The organism is Myroides marinus (assembly GCF_900109075.1).
Lineage (GTDB): Bacteria > Bacteroidota > Bacteroidia > Flavobacteriales > Flavobacteriaceae > Flavobacterium > Flavobacterium marinum_A.
Genome location: NZ_FNYS01000001.1, coordinates 395276 through 418136, shown reverse-complemented (window position 1 = coordinate 418136; position 22861 = coordinate 395276). Strand labels below are relative to the sequence as shown.

General features: G+C 35.5%; 20 protein-coding genes and 2 tRNA genes. 9 read left to right on the top strand and 13 right to left on the bottom strand.

Translation table 11 applies throughout. The annotated features are described in order from the left end of the window. Window positions 1-43: 43 nt before the first annotated feature. From BMX53_RS01910 to BMX53_RS01875, 8 genes are all read right to left on the bottom strand, one after another. Window positions 44-535, bottom strand: coding sequence for an SMI1/KNR4 family protein (locus tag BMX53_RS01910; RefSeq protein WP_074744339.1), 492 nt, complete (start codon window positions 533-535; stop codon window positions 44-46). After that, entirely contained in the window at window positions 535-1236 is a 702-nt protein-coding gene (locus tag BMX53_RS01905) for a DUF2625 family protein (protein WP_063175097.1), read from the bottom strand. Before BMX53_RS01905 ends, BMX53_RS01910 begins: the two co-directional genes overlap by 1 nt. 94 nt (window positions 1237-1330) lie before the next feature. Then, the gene (locus tag BMX53_RS01900) at window positions 1331-1951 is read right to left on the bottom strand and encodes a DUF4190 domain-containing protein (RefSeq protein ID WP_063175098.1); all 621 of its coding nucleotides are present in this window, start codon (window positions 1949-1951) and stop codon (window positions 1331-1333) included. A 154-nt stretch (window positions 1952-2105) separates the two neighbouring features. Further along, on the bottom strand, window positions 2106-3647 hold the full coding sequence (locus tag BMX53_RS01895) for an acyl-CoA carboxylase subunit beta (RefSeq protein ID WP_063175099.1): 1542 nt from the start codon (window positions 3645-3647) through the stop codon (window positions 2106-2108). Between the two features lie 6 nt (window positions 3648-3653). Continuing rightward, window positions 3654-5093: an acetyl-CoA carboxylase biotin carboxylase subunit gene (accC, locus tag BMX53_RS01890; RefSeq protein ID WP_074744337.1), complete on the bottom strand. Its 1440-nt coding sequence runs from the start codon at window positions 5091-5093 to the stop codon at window positions 3654-3656. A 2-nt stretch (window positions 5094-5095) separates the two neighbouring features. After that, window positions 5096-5581 carry an acyl-CoA carboxylase biotin carboxyl carrier protein subunit gene (locus BMX53_RS19465; RefSeq protein WP_063175101.1) on the bottom strand — a complete coding sequence of 162 codons (486 nt, stop codon included), beginning with the start codon at window positions 5579-5581 and terminating at the stop codon, window positions 5096-5098. 403 nt (window positions 5582-5984) lie between these two features. Further along, window positions 5985-7043, bottom strand: a complete 1059-nt coding sequence (thiL, locus tag BMX53_RS01880) for a thiamine-phosphate kinase (protein WP_063175102.1) — start codon at window positions 7041-7043, stop codon at window positions 5985-5987. Between the two features lie 76 nt (window positions 7044-7119). Then, window positions 7120-10323 (bottom strand): glycosyltransferase family 117 protein, encoded by a 3204-nt coding sequence (locus BMX53_RS01875; protein ID WP_063175103.1) that lies wholly within the window; start codon window positions 10321-10323, stop codon window positions 7120-7122. A 182-nt stretch (window positions 10324-10505) separates the two neighbouring features. Here BMX53_RS01875 and BMX53_RS01870 point away from each other — a divergent pair. Then, window positions 10506-10576, top strand: a tRNA-Gln gene (locus tag BMX53_RS01870). A gap of 362 nt (window positions 10577-10938) precedes the next feature. After that, window positions 10939-11009: transfer RNA gene (locus BMX53_RS01865), tRNA-Gln, on the top strand. A gap of 97 nt (window positions 11010-11106) precedes the next feature. Here BMX53_RS01865 and BMX53_RS01860 read toward each other — a convergent pair. From BMX53_RS01860 to BMX53_RS01840, 5 genes are read right to left on the bottom strand one after another with little or no spacing between them, the layout of a single operon-like run. After that, a complete protein-coding gene (locus BMX53_RS01860; protein ID WP_063175104.1) occupies window positions 11107-11892 on the bottom strand; it encodes an enoyl-CoA hydratase/isomerase family protein in 786 nt (261 codons plus the stop codon). Between the two features lie 17 nt (window positions 11893-11909). Beyond that, entirely contained in the window at window positions 11910-13382 is a 1473-nt protein-coding gene (locus tag BMX53_RS01855; protein ID WP_063175105.1) for a sensor histidine kinase, read from the bottom strand. Next, window positions 13382-13921 carry a CopD family protein gene (locus BMX53_RS01850; RefSeq protein ID WP_074744335.1) on the bottom strand — a complete coding sequence of 180 codons (540 nt, stop codon included), beginning with the start codon at window positions 13919-13921 and terminating at the stop codon, window positions 13382-13384. Before BMX53_RS01850 ends, BMX53_RS01855 begins: the two co-directional genes overlap by 1 nt. A 4-nt stretch (window positions 13922-13925) precedes the next feature. Next, window positions 13926-14942: a ferrochelatase gene (hemH, locus tag BMX53_RS01845; protein WP_063175107.1), complete on the bottom strand. Its 1017-nt coding sequence runs from the start codon at window positions 14940-14942 to the stop codon at window positions 13926-13928. Between the two features lie 4 nt (window positions 14943-14946). Further along, on the bottom strand, window positions 14947-15819 hold the full coding sequence (locus BMX53_RS01840) for a helix-turn-helix transcriptional regulator (protein WP_063175108.1): 873 nt from the start codon (window positions 15817-15819) through the stop codon (window positions 14947-14949). 231 nt (window positions 15820-16050) lie between these two features. Here BMX53_RS01840 and hemA point away from each other — a divergent pair, with 231 nt between their 5' ends. From hemA to hemB, 7 genes are all read left to right on the top strand, one after another. Further along, window positions 16051-17301, top strand: coding sequence for a glutamyl-tRNA reductase (gene hemA / locus BMX53_RS01835; protein WP_063175109.1), 1251 nt, complete (start codon window positions 16051-16053; stop codon window positions 17299-17301). A 1-nt stretch (window position 17302) separates the two neighbouring features. After that, entirely contained in the window at window positions 17303-18232 is a 930-nt protein-coding gene (gene hemC, locus BMX53_RS01830) for a hydroxymethylbilane synthase (RefSeq protein WP_038985089.1), read from the top strand. A gap of 1 nt (window position 18233) precedes the next feature. Beyond that, window positions 18234-18899, top strand: coding sequence for a uroporphyrinogen-III synthase (locus BMX53_RS01825; RefSeq protein WP_074744332.1), 666 nt, complete (start codon window positions 18234-18236; stop codon window positions 18897-18899). 37 nt (window positions 18900-18936) lie between these two features. Further along, the gene (gene hemE / locus BMX53_RS01820; RefSeq protein WP_038985087.1) at window positions 18937-19965 is read left to right on the top strand and encodes a uroporphyrinogen decarboxylase; all 1029 of its coding nucleotides are present in this window, start codon (window positions 18937-18939) and stop codon (window positions 19963-19965) included. A 66-nt stretch (window positions 19966-20031) separates the two neighbouring features. Then, on the top strand, window positions 20032-20391 hold the full coding sequence (locus BMX53_RS01815; protein WP_063175111.1) for a hypothetical protein: 360 nt from the start codon (window positions 20032-20034) through the stop codon (window positions 20389-20391). 356 nt (window positions 20392-20747) lie between these two features. Next, the gene (hemF, locus tag BMX53_RS01810; RefSeq protein WP_063175112.1) at window positions 20748-21653 is read left to right on the top strand and encodes an oxygen-dependent coproporphyrinogen oxidase; all 906 of its coding nucleotides are present in this window, start codon (window positions 20748-20750) and stop codon (window positions 21651-21653) included. A gap of 200 nt (window positions 21654-21853) precedes the next feature. Further along, the gene (gene hemB, locus BMX53_RS01805) at window positions 21854-22846 is read left to right on the top strand and encodes a porphobilinogen synthase (RefSeq protein ID WP_063175113.1); all 993 of its coding nucleotides are present in this window, start codon (window positions 21854-21856) and stop codon (window positions 22844-22846) included. Window positions 22847-22861 lie beyond the last annotated feature (15 nt).

Here is a 22861-nt window from a genome sequence, read left to right as displayed (position 1 = left end):
TGTACTACAAATATCGTGCTATTTAAACTATAGGGTTGTGATGTTATTCATTGAATGGCTCAAATTCTCTTTCAACAAAAGCTTCTGTCAATATACCTGCTGTACATAACCACTCTATAGCATCATTTAAAGTTGCTCCTAAGGCATAAATGTTTTCTTCATATCTTGGCAGAACATAGTATTGATTTTGATAAAAGATAATTTCATCACCATCAAGAGTGTCTCCTATACAGATACTTTCTAGTACTTGTTCTTTCGTTAAAATGTCTTCACCATCTTCCCAAAAGTAGTATTGAGTAACTCTCTCTAACCATTCTGATTGTCCTTTTGTGATACGAGTAGGAGAGTAGATACGAATATAAGTTCCTCCTAGTATTCCTGTACCATATTGAAGCATAAAAGTGTTGTAATCTTCTTCAAAAGTAAAGCCTAATTGTTGTTCACAATTGTTGATATCTTCGGCTGTAGGTAAGAACAGTTCTACTGAGTTTGTATTGATATTCGGTATTACAGTATAGTGATCAAATTTGCTCATTATAAATATTTGTTTTCAATGTTATCTAATCCGTTTCTAAAGTCGTGATTAACCGTATAAACTTCTTCTGATGTTACAGGTGTAATAGACGTAGAATTAATATTCTTTCCTTCTTTTGTCCATAATGGAGGGTAGATATGAAAGGATTGGTTTATTCGTAAATTAATTGTGTCTTCTTTCCATGTATCCCATCTAAAGTCTTGGTAGAACTGATCTAAGTTACCCGTAATAAAGAAGTGTAGCATATCAGAATAGCTGATATCTAATGCTTCGAAATCTAAAGTATCAGGAGCAAAGTAATAGATACTTCCTGCGTCAGAACCTAAGCCACCAGAATTAATGCAGAAGTAACCTCCTAATACATCAATCGCTACAATATAATAACCTTTTGAATTTCCTTCATTGTCTATTGTTTTGTTTGTATTCCATTCTAATGCTGAGGTTAAGATATTCTCCTCCTCTTTAAAACCTCCACCTAAAACTCTTATCCAGCCGTTATCTATCAATAACCCACCAGTCTCATATACAATAGCGCCTAGTGGAGAACGCGTAGTTATTTGTAACTGTAGTAGAGCTTCCTCTGCGATTTGTCTACTGTGTTGAGGTAGTATCTCGACAGGACATATGGCATCTTGTATCCATTCTTTCACCACAGCTAGTCCAGGGTCTTCTGTATTGATTAATTCTTCTAGTGTTCGCATTGATATTATTTTAGTGCAAAATACAAAAAATAATAAAGGCTGTCTATGTTGATAGACAGCCTTTATTGTTTCTAATAAGTATATTTATATGGTACTAGTTGCTCAAAATTGCTGCAGTAGCAAAGAGTGTAATTGCTAAAATAAAGAAAACAATACCAATTAGTGAGATTACTAAACCAGCGATAGCAAATCCTTTTGGTCTTTTAAACATACCAACTATAGAAAGGATTAATCCTAATAACCAACAGATACCATTAATAATAGGAATCCAAAAAAGTACAAAAGCAACAATAGATAAGATAAATCCTGCTAATCCAATACCGTTTTTTTCTTGTATTGGAGGCTGATTATACGTTGGTTGATTATAATTCTGGTAAGGAGATTGAGTTGGAGGAGGAGTATTAAACTCTTCTTTTATCTCTTGCTTAATTTCCTCTACAGTTTCTTTTACTGGTTCAACTATGTTTTCTTTAACAGCTTCCACTACTGGCTCTACTACATTTTCTTTGACAGACTCTATAGCAGGCTCTACAATGTCTTGTTTTAACTCTGTAGCTTCTTCTTTGATATCTTCAACAGTTTCTTTAATTGTTGAAGTTACTTTGTCTACAATAGAATGTCCTTCATTAGTTTCTTCAGTGTTTGGTATTGGTGGAGGCGTGTTTTCTGTGTTTTGAACTTCTTTTTTGCCTTCTAAATCTTTATTATCTTCCATAGTATTGTGGTTTTTATTGATTCAAATATAAGTTTTATTTAACAAATAATTATAAAAATAAATACGCAGTAAGATAAATAGTATAGCAGTTTAATTCTTTTGCTATTAAAGACAAAAGCCTCTAAGTGAATTCACTTTAGAGGCTTTTCATATTTTATAGAGGAATATTACCGTGTTTTCTGTTTGGCATATTGACCTCTTTGTTTTCTAACATAGAGAAGGCTTTGATAAGCTTTCTACGTGTCTCATTAGGAAGAATAACTTCATCTATAAATCCACGTTGAGCGGCTCTGTATGGAGTAGCAAATTTATCAGCATATTCTGCTTCTTTTTCTGCTAGTTTAGCTGCAGGATCTGCTGCCTCAGATATTTCTTTCTTAAAGATAATCTCACTCGCTCCTTTAGCTCCCATTACGGCAATCTCTGCATTTGGCCAAGCGAAGTTCATATCAGCTCCAATGTGTTTAGAGTTCATTACATCATAAGCACCTCCGTACGCTTTACGTGTAATCACTGTTACTTTAGGAACAGTAGCTTCACTTAGAGCATATAGTAATTTAGCACCATGTACTATGATACCATTCCACTCCTGATCTGTACCAGGTAAGAATCCAGGTACATCTACTAATACTAATAAAGGAATATTGAAGGCATCACAGAAACGCGTAAAACGAGCTGCCTTAATAGAACTGTTTACATCTAGACATCCTGCTAAGAACATAGGATTATTTGCAACAATACCAACGCTCTTACCTCCAAGTCTAGCAAAACCTACTACGATGTTTTCTGCGTAGTCTTTGTGTATTTCAAAGAAAGAATCCTCGTCTATGATATGTCCGATTACATCTTTCATATCGTAAGGTTTGTTAGAACTTTCGGGTACTATCTCATCTAATTCATATCTATATTCTTCACTTACAGTATATGGAAGGTCTAGAGGTTTTTCCATATTGTTTTGGGGCATATAAGATAGAAGTGTTTTTACATCTTCTAGACATGCAACATCATTAGGAGAAGTAGTATGAGCTACACCAGATTTAGTAGAGTGTGTGCTTGCTCCACCTAATTCTTCTGAAGTTACCTCTTCATTTGTTACTGTTTTTACAACGTTAGGACCAGTTACGAACATATAACTTGACCCTTCTACCATCATCGTGAAGTCAGTCATAGCAGGAGAGTATACTGCACCTCCAGCACATGGCCCCATAATAGCTGATAGTTGAGGTATTACACCAGAAGCTTGTACGTTGCGATAAAAGATATCTGCATATCCACCTAAAGAACGAACACCTTCTTGAATACGTGCTCCTCCAGAATCATTAAGACCGATCATAGGTGCTCCCATCTTAAGAGCCATATCCATTACTTTACAGATCTTCTCTGCATGAGTCTCAGATAATGCTCCTCCGAATACAGTAAAGTCTTGTGCAAACACATATACTAAACGGCCATTGATCGTTCCATATCCTGTAACTACACCATCTCCATGATAAACTTCTTTATCCATACCGAAGTCTGTAGTACGGTGAGTCACTAACATACCTATCTCTTCGAATGAACCTTCGTCTAGTAGATATTCTACACGTTCACGAGCAGTTAGTTTCCCTTTGCTGTGTTGCGTATCTATTCTTTTTTGCCCTCCACCTAATTTAGCTTGAGCTTGTATTTCTTGTAATTTATTTATTTTCGGATTCATAGGTTCTTAGTTTGGTAATCGAAGTTGTTTTTGGTCTTCTAAGTACATTTGTAGGGCAATGTATGCCGCTATCTCAGCTTCATCTTTATACTCTTCTTTGATTAGATCAGCATTGTAGAATTTCTTCACGAAGTTCGTGTCAAAATGTCCTTCTCTGAAAGCATTGTGCTCCATTACGAACTTACCAAATGGCAATGTCGTACTAATACCTTTTACTTTGTATTGTTTGATAGCTTCTATCATTACTTCTATAGCCTCTTCACGAGTTTTACCATAAGTGATTAACTTGGCTAACATTGGGTCATAGTAGATAGGTACATCCATACCTTCTTCTATACCATTGTCAACACGAATACCTTCACCTACTGGTAATTGATAGATCTCTAAATTACCCACACTTGGTAAGAAATCATTTAAAGGGTCTTCTGCATAGATACGAAGTTCCATAGCGTGTCCTTTAATCTCTAAATCTTCTTGAGTGAATGGAAGTTTCTCTCCACGAGCTACTTTGATTTGCATTTCTACTAAATCAAGACCAGTAATTAATTCTGTTACAGGGTGTTCTACTTGTAGACGAGTATTCATCTCTAAGAAATAGAAATTAAGATTTTCGTCAATTAAGAATTCAACAGTACCTGCACCAACATAAGCACAAGATTTAGCCACTTTAATAGCTGCTTCTCCCATAGCTTTACGTACTTCAGGAGTTAATACAGCAGAAGGAGCTTCTTCTATTACCTTTTGGTGGCGACGTTGTATACTACATTCTCTTTCGAATAAGTGAACCACATTACCATGCTTGTCCGCTAATACCTGAATCTCAATATGTCTAGGCGAACCTATATATTTTTCGATAAATACAGAACCATCTCCGAAAGCATTTGTAGCTTCAGAAGTAGCACGTTGCATTTGATTTTCAAATTCTTCTTCTTTTTCTACGATACGCATCCCTTTACCACCACCACCTGCAGCAGCTTTGATAAGAATAGGGAAGCCAATCTCTTTAGCAACCTGTTTAGCTTTAGCTATATCTGTGATCGCTTCGTCTAGACCTGGCACCATAGGGATATCGTATGCCTTTACAGTATCTTTAGCAGCTAGTTTATTACCCATTACTTCGATAGCGTGAGTATCTGGTCCTATAAAAGTAATACCAGCATTAGCACAAGCTAAAGCGAAGTTAGAGTTTTCACTTAAGAATCCGTATCCAGGGTGAATACCATCAACATTCAGTGATTTAGCTACTTCTAATATTTTATCCCCTAATAAATAGGACTGATTAGAAGGAGCTTCACCAATACAAACTGCTTCATCAGCCATTCTTACGTGAGGAGCATTTCGGTCCACTGTCGAGTATACAGCAACTGTCTTTATGCCCATTTTTTTAGCTGTAGTCATAATACGTACAGCTATCTCGCCACGGTTGGCAACTAATATTTTTTTCATTGTTATTCGAATTCAATTAAAACTAATCCCTTATCAACAGTAGCTCCTTTAGCGACATTGATAGATTTAATAATCCCAGATCTAGGTGAAGAAAGATTGTTCTCCATCTTCATAGCTTCTAAGATTAATAAGTTGTCATTTTCGGCTACTTCTTGACCTACTGTTACCAAAATATCAAGTATAAGTCCTGGCATTGGAGCCTTGATAGAATTAACTTGCTTAGCAGTATTAAGAGAGAAACCTAATTGATTGATTAGCTTATCGAGTTCGGTTTGGATATTTACGGCGTAATTATTTCCGTTAACCATTACAGTGTAGTTTTTGTCTGTAAACTGGCGTTCTAAGATTTCCACGTCATAAGATCTGTTATTTTTGAGTGCATGATATGCAGAGCTATCTACACGAGAGACATTAATATCTCCCTGTAATAAATCTTCACTCTCAAAAACAGTATCAGCATTTACTTTTAATTGATACGTTTTATTCATTATGTATTTTAGTTTTTGGTATTCGTAAATATAATTAAATGTGTGATATATAAATAATAATTATTGAAAATTTAATTTTATACCAATTGTGAGGAAATTATTGTGTTTTTGTCTGATTTTTGATGTGTTAGCTAAAATATTTAATCACTTTGTCTGTAGATAATAGTTGTATAGTTATGGTAGAACTAGAGGTGTTTTCGTTGGGGTGAGTCCATAGTGAGTCCATAATGAGTCCATAGAGACTCCATTATTTTAAGCAAAACAATGGAGTCATTATAGATGTATTATTCATTCACTATGCTAAGATGCAGAAGGAAGTAGGAGTGGTACTACTAGAAGAAGTAAAGGATAGGGCAAAGAAAAAAGGCAACTTCTAATAAGAAATTGCCTTTGTGGTATTATATTATTCTTGGTCTTGATCTTTTAATGGATTCCAACCTCTTGATTTTAATGGTATTTTAGTGTTTTCTCTAGTGATTAGATGCACACCTTCACTCTCTTGAGTCATGTGACCAATGATAGACAGATTAGGATTTCCCTTTATCTTTTCGAAGTCTTCCATCTTGATAGTGAATAGTAATTCGTAGTCTTCACCTCCATTTATAGCCATCGTAGTAGAGTCAATATTAAACTCTTCACATGTGTTCATAAATTGTGGGTCTAAAGGAAGTTTGTCTTCATATAGATTACATCCTACATTAGACTGTTTGCACAGATGCATTACCTCAGACGATAATCCATCAGATACATCTATCATAGATGTAGGTTGTACTCCTAGATCTGCTAGTAATTGTTTGATATCTGTTCTCGCTTCAGGTTTTAACTGTCTTTCGATGATGTATTCGTATATAGATAAATCCGGTTGACTATTAGGATTAACAAGGAAAACTTGTTTTTCTCTTTCTAATACTTGTAATCCCATATAAGCAGATCCGATATCTCCAGATACTACTAATAAGTCAGTTTGTCCTGCTCCGCTACGGTATACTAGTTCTTCTTCTTTAGCTTTACCAATAGCTGTTACGCTAATGATTAACCCCTTTTGTGAAGAAGTGGTGTCTCCACCTACTAGGTCTACTTTATAGTATTTACACGCTAGTGCTATTCCTTCGTATAATTCGTCTAATGCTTCTAATGGAAAACGATTAGAGACAGCTATAGATACAGTGATCTGCGTAGGTATAGCATTCATCGCACAGATGTCTGACAGATTTACCACTACAGCTTTATATCCTAAGTGTTTCAGAGGTGTATATGCTAGGTCAAAGTGAACTCCTTCGATTAATAAGTCTGTAGACACGACTACTTTATCATCTCCAAAAGAAAGAACTGCAGCATCGTCACCGATTCCTTTGGTAGTACTTTCGTTTTCTATAGTAAAGTTTTGTGTTAAGTGTTCTATTAATCCGAACTCTCCTAAGTGTCCAATATCTGTTCTAGATTGATTTTTATTCTCGATCATCGTATATCTGCTTTATTTAAAAGTATTGCAAAGGTAAAAAGAAAAGGCGATAGATTTATTTCTATCGCCTTTTAAACTATAAACTAGGTCTTTTAAAATATTTAAAATAACTGTTATATGTGTTGTAGTCACTTGCTAAGGATTTAAAGAAAGTAGGGTCTTCTTCTTTAACTACATTTAGTAGTTCTCTCCAAATCTCTATTTCTGTTATAATCTCCTGGTGGTAATATTCAATCTCATTTAACGGAAGGCCTTTATAGTAAGTAAGGACCTCTTTAGACTTCTGAACAAGTTCTTTAGTCATCTCACGAGCTTTTTCTTTCTCACCTACATGATAAGAACCTTCTATGAATGGATGTACTACTTGATATAATCCGTAATACTTGATAGGCATATTAGTCATCGCTATATCTATAACCTTTTTCGCTTTATCAGTTTTACCTTCATCAATTAACTGCTCCATTAGACGAGCTAAGTTAATACGGTAGCTTAATGCATTACGTCTAGTCTGAGGATCGTGATAGATTTTATCACTACCCATATTACCCCAGTACCACTTAGTCACAATATCGTACATTCTATCAGCATCAATAGATCCTCTATCTAATGGGTGAGAAGACTCTCCAGTAGATTTGATAGGAATTAATTTATAGATTAATCCATTTAACTGTAGATAATCTTTCATCCATACGAAGTCATCATCTCCCCAGCTTCCACCAGAGAAGTAGATAGGTCTTTCCCATTTGTTGTTCGCTATAATATCTAGCATCATCAAACGGTGTTTATAGATAGCCTGATCAGTAATCTCTATATCTAAGTATGGTAATACATCTTTTCTCAAGTGAGGAGATACGATGTTGTACTTCGCTATATTAACACTGTCTACAGGTATTCTAATTTTATTAGTAGGAGCGACGTATAGTGTAGTACCAGCCTCTGTTTTAATTTTCGTTCTCTCATCATCAGATTTGATAAAATTAAGTAGTGAGTTAATATCTATTGCCTCATCTACCATTTTCTGAATAAAGATGGCGTCTCTCTTATTACCCACATATTGATCATGTGTGAATGAGATAGGTAATGGCTCTGAGTCATACGCCTTAGCTCTCATCTGATCAATATACCAGTCTAGAGGAAGTAAGCTCGTACATACTACTCGCACGTCTGTTCTATATCCTTCTACATCTTGTAAATACCATAATGGGAAGGTATCATTATCTCCGATAGTGAATAGTATTGCATTAGGATCACATGAGTCTAGGTAAGCTCTAGCATTAGCTAATGCTGTATAACGGTCTGAACGATCGTGATCATCCCAGTTTTGTTGTGCTAATAACACAGGAGCAGCAAATAGTGATACTACTAATACGGCTGGTCCAGCAAACTTAGGTTGTACATATTTCTTAAGTCCATCATAGATAGCATATACTCCAAACCCAATCCATAATGCAAATACGTAGAATGCAGGAACTACTGCATAGTCACGTTCACGTGGTTCGAATGGACGCTCATTAAGGAATATCTTAAGTGCAAAACTTGTGAATAAGAATAACACTAATAGTACCCAGAACATTTTAGGGTCTTTGCGATAGTGGAATACCACACCGATAAGTCCAAGTATAAATGGCAAGAAGAAATAAGTGTTTCTTCCTTTGTTTTCTAATACATCAGATGGTAAGTTGTCTTGAGAACCTAAGCGGATCTCATCTAAGAATTTGATACCACTAATCCAGTTACCATGTTGTAAGTCACCTTGTCCTTGGATATCATCTTGTCTTCCTGCAAAGTTCCACATTAAGTAACGCCAGAACATATATCCGAACTGATACTCAAACATGAAGCTCATATTGCTAGAGAATGTAGGTACCTCTATTTCTAGATATTCTCCATATTGGTCAAAGAACTTGTCTAGCCCATCAATGTCTATTTCACCTTTAGCCATACCTTCTTTAACACCTGCTATAAGTTCTTCAAGTTCTTTATTTCCAGCATAGCTAGAAGCAGCATGAAAGTCTAACGGACGCGTATAGCGCATATAGTTAACACGGTGGTTCTTATCAGTACTCCATAGCCTAGGAAGTATCCCTTTATGAGTGTTATTAAAGTTTTGACCAGCATTGATATATTCATTTACGATTTCGTATTTACCTGTTTGGTAATTTCTTTCGTAGTTTGGTTTATCGTCTTTCCAAGGGTTGTTTTTGTCTAACCCTACATATTTTTTAGTGAAGTAAGAGTCGTAATAGATACTTTCTTCACCATACTGTTCACGTTGGTAGTATGCTAATAACTCTGAAGCATCAGATGGAGTATTTTCATTGATTACTACTTTAGCATTCGCACGTATTGGTAACATAATCCAACTCGTCAATCCAATAAAGATGAATAGTAGAGTAAGGATAAGTGTATTAGCCATTACTTTGTTTTTCTTTTCTGTGTATTTTAACCCAAATACAAAGAAGGCAACGATAAGTAAAAAGGCGAATATCGTACCACTGTTAAATGGCATTCCCATAGAGTTGACCATAAAGATCTCTGTCTTACCAAATAATGCTAAGGTCTTAGGGAATAGGAATGCGAATAGGAAGAATAGTACACCTACTGCAGCTATATTAGCTATGATAAAGTTTTTGACATTAACTTGTTGGTATCTCTTGAAATAGTATAGCAATGCTATAGATGGAACTGTTAATAAAGCCATTAAATGGACTCCAAAAGAAGCTCCGATTACTAATCCAATCAATAGTAACCAACGATTACCTTTAGCAGAATTTAAGTCGTCATACCATCTAATCCCTAGGTAAAGTAGTAGAGAAGTTAGTAGCATAGCAGAAGCATACACCTCAGACTCGACAGCGTTAAACCAGAAACTATCAGTAAATGTAAAAGCTAACGAACCGATAGCTGCACTACCTAAAACAACAATTGCATTGTTATTTGTCCACTCGCTTTTAGTCTCCACAATTTTTTTAAGTAGATTAGACAATGTCCAAAACATAAAAAGAATTGTAAAAGCACTTGATATAACGGCAACCATGTTAACCATTAATGCAACTTTATCAGGAGAGGTAGCGAACATAGAGAAGAATGCTCCTAACATTTGATAAAAAGGAGCTCCTGGAGGGTGCCCTACTTGTAGTTTAGCAGAAGTTGCAATATACTCTCCCGGGTCCCAGAAGCTTACTGTAGGTTCTACTGTCAGTGTATAAGTTAGTAGAGCTATGGCAAAACATAGCCAACCGCCTATAACATTCCACTTCTTGTAATTGAATGTCAACATATTTGTAATTACTAGATATTTTTATAGATTGTTATTACAAAGAAAAGATTTTTTTTGTGTTACTTGAAGTAATTAGAAAAATTTAATTTTTTTGAAACAAAAATTTGGAGATAACAAAAAATGTTATACTTTTGCATCCGCATTGATGAAGTAATTACGCTTTACAGTATGTAAAAAGGTACTGGCCTATGGTGTAATGGTAACACAGCTGATTTTGGTTCAGTCGTTCTAGGTTCGAGTCCTAGTAGGCCAACAGAAAGCCTCTTGATTATTCAAGAGGCTTTTTTATTTGGTATATGTTTGCTTATAATAGCCTTGTAAAACTAAGAGGGAGCAGTTACTTTTGGTGGCAGTAATGCTTTTTGTTGTAAAGTGTTTTTAAATAGTATTATGTGAAAGCTATGACAAGAGTTTAGTATAGTTGTTATAAGTGAATATTAAGTAGAAAAATAAAATGTTAAAATTACATTTGCTTAATATTGACTATGAGTATCTTAGTGGATTTGCTAGTTTTGTTGAGGTAAAAAAGATATTTTAAATTTGGAAGAATCAAAAAATGTTCTAATTTTGCACTCGCATTACTGAAGTAATCATGCCGAAGTAATCAAATGGTACTGGCCTATGGTGTAATGGTAACACAGCTGATTTTGGTTCAGTCGTTCTAGGTTCGAGTCCTAGTAGGCCAACAAAAAAGCCTCTTGATATTCAAGAGGCTTTTTTTATTGAAATAAATAAGGAATATTTATAAAAAAGGTCAGAAGTAATTCTGACCTTTTTTAGTTATTAGTTGTGACCTTTAAACTCCGCTTTTCTCTTTTCTAAGAAAGCAGTAGTTCCTTCTTTAAAGTCTTCAGTTCCGAAACATTCTCCGAAGTTTTTGATCTCTTCGTGATATCCATTAATACCTTCTTTAAAGTTAGCATTAATAGATTTGATAGCTTTACCAATTGCTGTAGCAGAGTTACCAGCTATTTTGTTAGCTATTTTCTTAGTGAATGCAAGTAGCTCTTCTTGTTCTACTACATGGTTTACTAGACCATAAGCCAAAGCTTTATCAGCAGTAATCATTTCTGCAGTCATGATCATTTCCATAGCTCTACCTTTTCCTACTAATTGAGGAAGGCGCTGTGTACCTCCATATCCTGGTATTAATCCAAGAGTTACTTCAGGTAATCCCATTTTTGCATTGTTAGAAGCTATTCTGAAATGAGCAGCCATAGCTAACTCTAATCCTCCTCCTAACGCAAAACCGTTAACAGCAGCAATAACTGGTTTGTTGAAATTCTGAATATAGTCAAAAAGTAATTCTTGTCCTTTAGCTGCTAATTGAGACCCTTCACTAGTATCAAAGCTAGAAAACTCTTTTATATCAGCACCTGCAACAAAAGCTTTTTCTCCACTTCCTGTGATGATGATTACACGAGTTTCGTGGTCTTTCTCTAGTTGTTTGAAAGCTTGGTGTAGTTCTTCTATTGTCGGCTTGTTTAAAGCGTTTAATTTAGTTGGGCGATTAATTGTTATAATGGCTAAACTACTTTCGTTTTCTATTAGAATATTCTCAAAATCCATAATATGTTGTTATTTGATTAACTATTTATAATTGGTAAGGTAACAATAAAAGTTGTTCCTTTTCCTTGTTCTGTTTCAAAAACAATAGTACCGTTGTAATTGGTAATAATATTTTTGATAATTCCCAGTCCTAGTCCCATACCACTTGATTTGGTAGTAAACTTAGGTTGGAATATTTTATTAAGATCTTCTTCTTTGATACCTGTGCCGTTATCTGCTACTCTGATGATAGCACTGTCTTCTTGTCTAGTAATACTTACTCTAACCTCTGGATACTGTTGTTCTGAAGGGATAGCTTGTATTGCATTTTTGACTAAGTTAGTAATAATTCTGATTAGTTGTGTTCTATCTATCTTAGAGATAATTTCTTTATCTGTGGTTTCGAACCAGATAAAGTCCTCATTAAAAATATCAAGTGTTAATCGTACAGTGTTTACAATGTCTAGTGTTTCATTCTGTTGAGCAGGCATTGCGGCAAAACTAGAAAAGGCTGTAGCAACAGAAGTCATGGTATCTATTTGCTGTATTAAAACTTGTGAGAAATCTTTAAGCTTATTCTTAATTTCTGGATCATTAGGATCAAACCTTCTCTCGAAACTTTGTACAGTAAGACGCATAGGGGTAAGAGGGTTCTTTATCTCGTGCGCTACTTGTTTTGCCATTTCTCTCCACGCTTGTTCTCTTTCTGTTTGAGCTAGTTTTTCGTAGGATTCATCCAGTTTCTCTACCATATCATTATAAGCGTTGATAAGAGCTGAAATCTCTTTACTAGTAGAAGTTGATTCTACTTTCTCATTCTTTTGCCCAAACTTAGTTCGAGTCATCTTGATACTGATGTCTTTTAAGCTTTGGGTGATATAATTAGATAAGAAGTATGATATGGCAATGGACATAATAAGCATAATGATATATACTTGTCCAAACTTAATCATGAATTTCTGAATTTCATTTTCATAAAACTCGGTTTGTTCTTCATAAGGTATTTTTAAAATACCTAGTGGTTTGAACTTTAAGTCCTTTAAAAAACTGTAAGCTATACGGAGGCGATTGTTATCAACAGTTTTAATGTCGACAAATCTCTTACTAGGTGAAGATTGTATAGTTTTTAAAACTAAGGGAGAAATAGTAGTAGAGATGCTATCAACAGAAAAGGTACCTCTTGACGTAATCAAGAGGTGCCCTTGTAGATCATGTATATTAATTTCTGTATTGTGTATAGCGGCTAGCTCATGTATTTTATCTCTGAATATACGAGGTATGTTTTCTGTAGTCAGAGGGTATTCAGAAGTAGTAAGGATGTAGTTTATATTCTCGTTTATCGAGTTCTCTGTTCTCTCTAATCTATACTGATGATAAGTACGAGCTTCTTCTCTAAACTGATACACAGATACTGCTGATATCAATACAGAGGAGATGATACTTAAAAATATAAGTGAGAAAAATATTCTATTTCTCAGAGAAAAGTTCTTTAATATAAAATCATCTTTCATTATTTTCTGCTATCGCGTATTCGTTTGTAGAGGCGTATTCCTAGCATTAATAGTACCGATAGTCCTACTAATCCCACTACACCAAATATCCAATTAAAAGTACTTTTTAAAATTACTAAAAATACTACAGAAAATAAAATAAGGGTTGCTCCTTCATTCCAAATTCTAAAAAAGGAAGATGTTTTTGTCATTGTTCTGCTGTTTATTTGCTTAACGAACTGATGACATTTTAAGTGATAAGCGATTAGCAGTACTACAGACAATAGTTTTACATGCATCCATGGTTGACTTAGCCATGCAGGCATTTCTATTATCATCCATATACCAAAAGCAGTTGCTAATACAGCTGCTGGCCAGGTAATAATATTCCACAATCGGTTAGTCATAATGGTGTATTGGTCTCTAAGGATATTAGATTGCAATTTTGGCATATCTTTAGTCTCGGAGTAATACACAAATAAACGCACGATGTAGAATAATCCTGCAAACCAACAAACTATAAATATAATGTGTAATGCTTTTAAATATAGGTATAACATAATACTATCTATTTTGCCATTCTTTAATCCAAGTAACCATAGCGTCTATCCACATATCATCGTCATTCATACATGGGATAGTTCTAAATTCTTCACCACCGTGCTTTAAGAACTCATCGTGAGCTTCCATTCCTATTTCTTCAAGTGTTTCTAAACAGTCAGCGACAAAAGCAGGAGTTACTACTGCTAGTTTCTTGATACCTCTCTCAGCTAATCCATTTACAGTAGCATCAGTAGGCGGTTGTAGCCATTTGTCCATTCCTAATCTAGACTGGAATGAGTTAGTGTATTTGTCTGCAGGGATGTTTAGTTTCTCTACTACTTGTCTTGTTGTTTCTAAACATTGGTGTCTGTAACAGAAGTCATGTGCTTTAGAGGCAGTTTGACAACATGTACCATCTATTGTACAATGTCCTTTAGTTACATCCGATTTTCTGATATGTCTTTCTGGTACTCCGTGATAAGAGAAGACAATATGGTCATAGTCATATCCTTTTAAGTGATTCTGTATGGTATGTGCTAACGCATTTACATATTCTTTTTTGTTGTAGAATGCAGGAAAGCTAGTTACTTTCATCTGAGGAAAATATTGTTTTCTCACCTCTTCTGCTAGTACATCTATAGTCTCTGTAGTAGCCATAGCAAATTGAGGATATAGAGGTATCATTAATACATCATCTATTCCTTTGTCCTTTAATTCCTGAAGTCCTGTTTTGATAGATGGTTCTCCATAGCGCATTGCTAGTGCTACAGGGATATCTACTTTAGCCTGTACTTTCTTTTGTTGGCGTTCTGAGATTACGATAAGAGGCGAACCTTCTTCCCACCATATTTTAGAGTAAGCTTCGGCAGATTTCTTAGGTCTTGTATTTAATATAATTCCTTTTACTAATAGATAACGCAGGATGTAAGGCATGTCGATTACTCTTTCATCCATTAGGAATTCACCTAAATATGGTTTTACATCTTTTGCTGTTGGGCTCTTTGGAGAACCTAGGTTTACTAATAATATACCTTGCATGAGTTTAGTTATTTGTGTTAAGGGACATTAGATATTTCTTTGGTGTAGTACCAAACTTCTTTTTAAAGGCTGCAATGAAGTGACTCGCCGAACTGTATCCGATCTTTAGTCCTACTTCGTTTACATTGTAGTTGCCATTATCTAGAAGTTTGCGTGCGTATTCCATCTTATAGTCGAATAAGAAACTGAATACAGAATCTCCATATATCTGTTTAAAGCCCAGTTTTAATTTTTTAATATTAATGCCTACTGTGTCTGCTAACTCCTGTAGCGTAGGTGGTTCTGCCATTTTACTAATAATAATGTCCTTAGCTTTCTTAATCTTTACTACATCGTCTTCATCAGATAAGAAAGGGCAGTTTTCTATGTTTTGGTCTTCGTTTTGATTAAATAGAAGACTTAATAGCTCATATGTTTTACCAGTATAATATAACTTCTTAATGGTTGGGTTCATATAGAAGTTAAACAGTTGGTTAAGAACTATAGCCATAGAAGGAGTGATGTCTTCTTCAGAGTAGTACTTCTTATCTCTGTTTTCTCCCATCAAGAAACCGATGAACTCAGCTTCTGTTGAGAATAAAGCGTGAAACTTTTTGATTGAGATAAGGATGCTTATGATCCAAGTATTAGGAGTTATCTCCAGATGAACGGGAAGTTGTTTTTGAGGATTGTATAGAATTAAGAACTTTTCTTCATTTAAAGGAAGAGAGTAGGCTCCTTCACTAAATAAGAATTTAGCCGAACCTTTTAATCCAAAGTAAAACTGAATAACATCAGTTCCCATTTCTCTTTGAAAAGTGATATTCTCATTAAGGTTATTCTCGAACCTTAACATCGAAAAGTTATCGTCAATTATAATTTCTTCCGTTGGACTCATAGCGTTATTTTTTGGTTCACATGGTTAAACTTATTTGGTTACTTTTTATTTAGAATTATTCTATATAAGCCATCTCTTAACCCTTGTGATTGTTGCAAATGTACTGTATTATAATGAAATGCAATGCTTTTTTTTTGAGAAATCATCTAGCGATATAAATAGTCCTTCTAGCGTTACTTTTGTCAATTCTTTAATCTTAAATTTGTTTACTTTTTTGAATTAACTCTGTGTATGGACAAAATAGATAAGACTAAACCTGCAACTTTTTATGCGGTAGGATTAAGTTATAAGAAAGCGGATGCTGAGATGCGAGGTAAGTTTAGTCTAAGTGATGAGGCCAAAGACAATCTATTAACTCAAGCTAAAAATGAGGGAATAGAAAGTTTGATTGTTATATCTACATGTAACAGAACTGAGATATTTGGTTTCGCACAACACCCTTTTGAGCTTATTAAGCTTCTTTGTGATAATAGTAATGGTACAGTGGATGATTTCCGCAATGTAGCCTATGTATATAAGACTAGAGAAGCTATCGAACATTTATTTAGAGTGGGTACAGGACTAGATAGTCAGATCTTAGGAGACTTTGAGATTATTAGTCAGATTAAGAATGCATTCTACTTAGCAAAAGAGAAAGGGTTGACTTCTAACTATTTTGAAAGACTTGTAAATGCTGTTATCCAGGCTAGTAAACGTATCAAGAATGAGACTGAGCTTAGTTCAGGGGCTACTTCTGTATCGTTTGCGTCTGTGCAGTATATTATGGATCACGTGGAGGATATCTCTAATAAGAATATCTTGTTGTTCGGAACTGGTAAAATAGGTAGAAATACATGTGAGAACCTAGTGAAGCACACTAAGAATGATCATATCACACTTATTAACCGTACTAAAGAAAGAGCTTTAGAAGTAGCAGGTAAGTTTAACCTTATTGTAAAAGATTATGCTGACTTGCAAACAGAGATACGCAAATCAGATGTACTTATCGTAGCGACAGGGGCACAGAAACCAACTGTTGATAAAGCACTTTTAAACCTTAATAAACCTCTAGTAATATTAGATTTATCTATTCCTAAGAATGTTAGTGAGAATGTAACTGAAATAGAAGGAGTGGAGTTAATCCATTTAGATTACTTGTCTCAAATGACTGATAAGACAATTGAGAGAAGAAGAGAGTTTATCCCTCAAGCAGAAGAAATCATTGAAGAAATTATGTCTGAGTTTATTGCTTGGACTAAAATGAGAAAGTTCGCACCTACTATACATGCTTTAAAAACTAAGTTAGAGCAGATAAAAGATGGAGAATTAGACTATCATAAGAAGAAATATGATAATTTTGATTCAGAGCAGGCTGAGTTAATCAGTATGCGCATCATACAAAAGATCACTACACAGTTTGCAAATCATCTTCGTCATGAAGATACTGTAGTGGATCAAAGTATAGAATGGATAGAAAAAGTGTTTCATATAGAATCAAATTAAAATGGATAGAATAATTCGTATTGGTACACGTGATAGTGAACTAGCAATGTGGCAAGCAAAGACTGTAGAACAATCTCTTCAGAAATTAGGATATAAAACAGAGTTAGTACCTGTAAAATCAACAGGAGACTTAGTGTTAGATAAGCCGCTTTATGAAATGGGTATCACAGGAATCTTTACTAAGACTCTAGATGTGGCAATGATTAAAAAAGAGGTAGATATCGCAGTGCATTCGATGAAAGATGTACCAACGGCTCTACCACAAGGTATTGTACAAGGAGCTGTTCTTAAGCGTGCTAATACAGTTGATATCTTATTACATAAAGGAGATACTTCATTTATGTCTGAAGACGCTGAAGCTGTAGTGGCTACAGGAAGTTTAAGACGTAAAGCACAGTGGTTAAACCGCTTCCCTAAACATACAACAGTGGACCTACGAGGAAATGTAAATACTCGTATGGAGAAACTTGAAAACAGCGACTGGAAAGGAGCAATCTTCGCTTCTGCTGGTTTAGATCGTATTAAAAAGAAACCATCTAATTTTATTAATCTTGACTGGATGATACCTGCACCTGCACAGGGAGCTATGGTAGTAGTAGTTAATGCTGATGATAACTTCGCATTAGACGCAGTAGCTCAGTTAAACGATTATGAAACAGAGATGACTACATATATCGAAAGACAATTCTTAAGAACACTTGAAGGAGGATGTACTGCACCTATTGGAGCATTAGCTACATATAATGATCACGACGATACTATTAACTTTAAAGGGGTATTGTTCTCTTTAGATGGTAAAGAGAAGTTTGAAGTGACTAAGGTAGTTGATATTGCAGAGTGGAAGAAGCTTGGTTTCTTCGCCGCTAAAGAAATTCTTGAGAACGGTGGTAGTGAATTAATGGAAACACTACGCCAACAATTAAAAAAATAAAATGTCTTTTAGTCCAACTGTTTTATCGACACGTAAGATTAAAGCGAGTGTGTTAGACGCTGTAGCTTTAGGGGAGGTGAAATTATTAGAGCAAGACTATATCTTGACAGAACACTTAGTATTTGATTTAGACGCAGTATATGACTATGTACTGTTTACAAGTCAGAATGCTGTAAAGAGTGTCATTAGTCAGGGATATAGAGATACTCTTAGTAATAAACCAGCTTTATGTGTAGGGATAAAGACAAAGGAGTTACTTGAAGAGAATGGTTGGGAAGTAGTTGCTTGGGCACATTATGCTAAAGAGCTGGCACCAATTATTATTCAAGACTTTAAAGACAAAGAGATAACATTCTTTAGCGGAAGTATCAGAAGAGACTTATTACCAGATGCATTTAGAGCGAATGGAGTTGTCTTTAATGAGTTTACAGTATATCAGACTGTACTTAATCCGATAAAGAATGAACAAAAGATAGAAGGATTGTGCTTTTACAGCCCTTCGGCTATAGAGAGTTATCTTCAGCAGAACAGCATTACTACAGAAGTGTGCTTCTGTATAGGAGAAACTACAGCAGAACCATTAAAAGGAGTTACACAGAATATTGTAATTGCGAAGCAACCTACTGTGGAGGCTACATTACAAGCTTGTGTGGATTATTATAAATAGAGTCAGCTAAAAATTGACGTACTAAAATCGAAAAGAAATGATTAAAAATGATTTATTCTTAAGAGCGTTAAAAGGTGAAACAGTAGAGAGACCACCTGTATGGATGATGCGTCAAGCAGGTAGATATTTACCAGAGTTTCGCGAATTAAGAGATAAGTATGATTTTTTTACACGTTGTAGAATGCCTGAAATCGCAGCTGAGATTACAGTACAACCTATTCGTATCGTAAAACCAGATGCTGCTATTTTATTCTCAGATATTTTAGTTGTACCTCAAGCTATGAACATTGATGTAGAAATGAGACCAGGAGTAGGACCATGGGTGCCTAATCCTATTCGTTCTGCTAAAGATGTAGAGCAAGTTATCGTACCTAATATCGAAGAGACATTAGGATACGTAATGGATGCTATTAAAGTAACGAAAGAAATGCTAAACGATGAAGTGCCATTGATCGGTTTTGCAGGTTCTCCTTGGACTATCTTTTGTTATGCAGTAGAAGGGAAAGGTTCTAAGAGCTTTGACTTAGCGAAAGGAATGTGTTTCTCTGATCCTATTGCAGCACACTCATTATTACAAAAAATTACAGATACTACTATTTTATACCTTAAAGAGAAGGTAAAAGCAGGAGTAAATGCTGTTCAAATATTTGACTCTTGGGGAGGAATGTTGTCTCCAACAGACTATCAAGAGTTCTCTTGGCAATATATCAACCAGATTGTAGAAGCATTAGCAGATATCACTCCAGTTATCGTATTCGGTAAAGGATGTTGGTTTGCATTGCCAGAAATGGCTAAATCAAAAGCTTCTGCATTAGGAGTAGATTGGACTTGTAGCCCACAAAACGCTCGTTTATTTACAGGAGGAAACATTACATTACAAGGTAACTTTGACCCAAGCCGTCTAATGTCTCCAATCCCAACTATCAAAAAGATGGTACATGAGATGATCGATTCATTCGGTAAGGATAAGTATATCGTTAACTTAGGTCACGGTATTTTACCTCATATTCCAGTAGATCACGCAAAAGCGTTTATCGAAGCAGTGAAAGAATACGAACACAAGTAAAATATTGACAGAAAGGCCTGCCGAATTATAACGTAGGCTTTTCTGTTTTTTTATATCATTTGGCCCATGTTAAACAAAGGAACAAAGAGTGAAGAAGATAGACGTATAGATTCTATCGTACAAAAGTTATCTTCTATAGGATTTACTCCAGAAGATGCATTATTCATAGAAAGTTTAGACGAAGAACTAAAGAAAATAGGACTTAATTATCAAGAACTATTAGCTATATCTGCAGAAGAATTACCTCTTCATATTCGTCGTTTTAACTTTGGATGGGATCACATGGAACAGTTCACAGATATTTTAGTGAAATGGTCAGCTACAGAACCATCATTTAAAGCAAAAGCAAAAGTACTATACCAGTTTATACAGAATGAGAGCAAAGCATTCTCATTTGATATTATGACTAAGATTAGTCGTTTATAATATATCCTTATATCGTCTATGGTAAGAAAAGGCTTGTTCATTCTATACAGCTGTATTAACCTATTAACAGTCTATGCAGTGTACACCTCTTTTTATTCTCAGAATAGAAGCGAGCATGTAGTGATGAATATACTTGCCTATTATCTTGCCCCTATATTCTTCTTGATTTATACCACAATAGCATATTTGCTGTTATTTATAATCAATAGAGTAGAGAAGACGACAAATACTTATCAGTTTAGTACGCTTACTAAGCTCGTAGGAATATCCTTAATTATTGCAGTCATACTTTATAGCCTTAGACCTTATTGGTAGACCTGTTGCTATTAAATTCACTTCAGTAGTATCAATTAATTATGAAAGAAAAGTTTTATCAATATATACAACAACTTCAAGATACCATTACTAAGGGACTTGAAGATATAGACGGAAAAGCAAAATTCCAACAAGACTTATGGGAACGCCCAGAAGGAGGAGGTGGTCGTACACGTGTTATCGAGAATGGTGATGTGTTCGAAAAAGGAGGAGTAAATATCTCTGCTGTACACGGACCACTACCAGTAGCAATGCAAAAGTACTTTAATGTAGGTGACGTAGATTTTTATGCTTGCGGACTTTCGCTTGTTCTTCATCCTGCTAACCCGATGGTACCGACAGTACATGCTAACTGGCGTTACTTCGAGATGTATGACAAAGAAGGAACAGTAGTTCGTTCTTGGTTTGGAGGTGGACAAGACTTAACTCCTTATTACCTATTTGATGAGGATGCTACTCATTTCCATACCGTGTGTAAAACAGCTTGTGATAAGCACAATGCTAACTTCTACCCACAGTATAAAAAACAGTGTGATGAATACTTCTGGAATGCACATAGAGACGAAGGGCGAGGTATTGGTGGACTATTCTTTGACCGTTTAGAAGCGACAGAAGAGATGTCTATGGAACAGTGGTACAACTTCGTAACAGAAGTAGGTAATAGCTTCTTAGATGCGTATTTACCTATTGTAGAGAGAAGAAAAGAGCTGCCTTATGGTGAAGCACATCGTACATGGCAAGAGATAAGAAGAGGTAGATACGTAGAGTTTAACCTTGTACATGATAAGGGAACTCTTTTTGGTCTAAAGACTAATGGACGTATGGAGTCTATCCTGATGAGCTTACCACCACACGTACAGTGGGTATATGACCATCACCCAGAAGAGGGTAGCTGGGAAGAGAAGCTGCTAAAGGTGTTAGCGAAACCAGTTGATTGGGTGAAATAGTTTACAGTTTACAGTTTCGTGCGTTAATAATAGACACGTAGTCTGTTACGTATAATATAATACAGTCACGGATTACAAATCCGCGACAACAGTAGAGACGTAATACTTTACGTCTACCACAATACATTACAATGATCGTGCGGACAACGATTGCGCGGATTTGTAATCCGTGCGTTATAACATATAAAACAATAATAATTATGTTTCCATTACAAAGAGGTAGAAGATTAAGAACAAATGAGTCTATTCGTAGTCTGGTAAGAGAGACTATTGTGACTCCACAAGATTTTATGTTCCCTATGTTTATAGCAGAAGGAACTAATATACAAGAAGCAATTCCTTCGATGCCAGGTATGTTCAGACGTTCTGTAGACTTGACAGTAAAGGAAGTAAAAGAATTGTACGCATTAGGTATTCGCGCAGTGAATATCTATGTAAAAGTAAGTGACCATTTAAAAGACAATGCAGGTACAGAAGCATGGAATCCTAACGGATTAATGCAGACAGCTATCAAAGCTATTAAAGATGCTTGTCCTCAGATGATCGTGATGCCAGACGTAGCTTTAGATCCTTATTCTATCTACGGACACGATGGTATTATTGAGAATGGAGTAGTAGTAAATGATCCAACTGTAGATGCACTTACTAAGATGAGTGTATCTCATGCAGAGGCAGGAGCAGACTTCGTAGCACCAAGTGATATGATGGATGGGCGTATCTTGCGTATGCGTGAGGCGTTAGATCAGTCAGGATTCACTAATGTAGGTATTATGAGTTATTCGGCTAAGTACGCATCTGCATTTTACGGACCATTCCGTGATGCATTAGATAGCGCACCAAGAGCTGATGTAGAGATCCCTAAAGACAAAAAGACTTACCAAATGGATTATGCTAACCGCATCGAAGCTGTGAAAGAAGCTTTATACGATGTAGAAGAAGGTGCAGATATCCTTATGGTAAAACCTGGTATGGCTTACTTAGATATCGTACGCGAAGTGAAAGACGCAGTGAATGTGCCTGTAGCTGTGTACCAAGTATCAGGTGAATACGCGATGGTAAAAGCAGCTTCAGAAAGAGGATGGCTTGACCACGATCAGATCATGATGGAACAATTAACGTGTATTAAACGTGCTGGAGCAAGTATTATTTCAACATACTTCGCTAAAGAAGCTGCGTTGTTATTGAATAAGTAATCGTTTAGTCGTTAT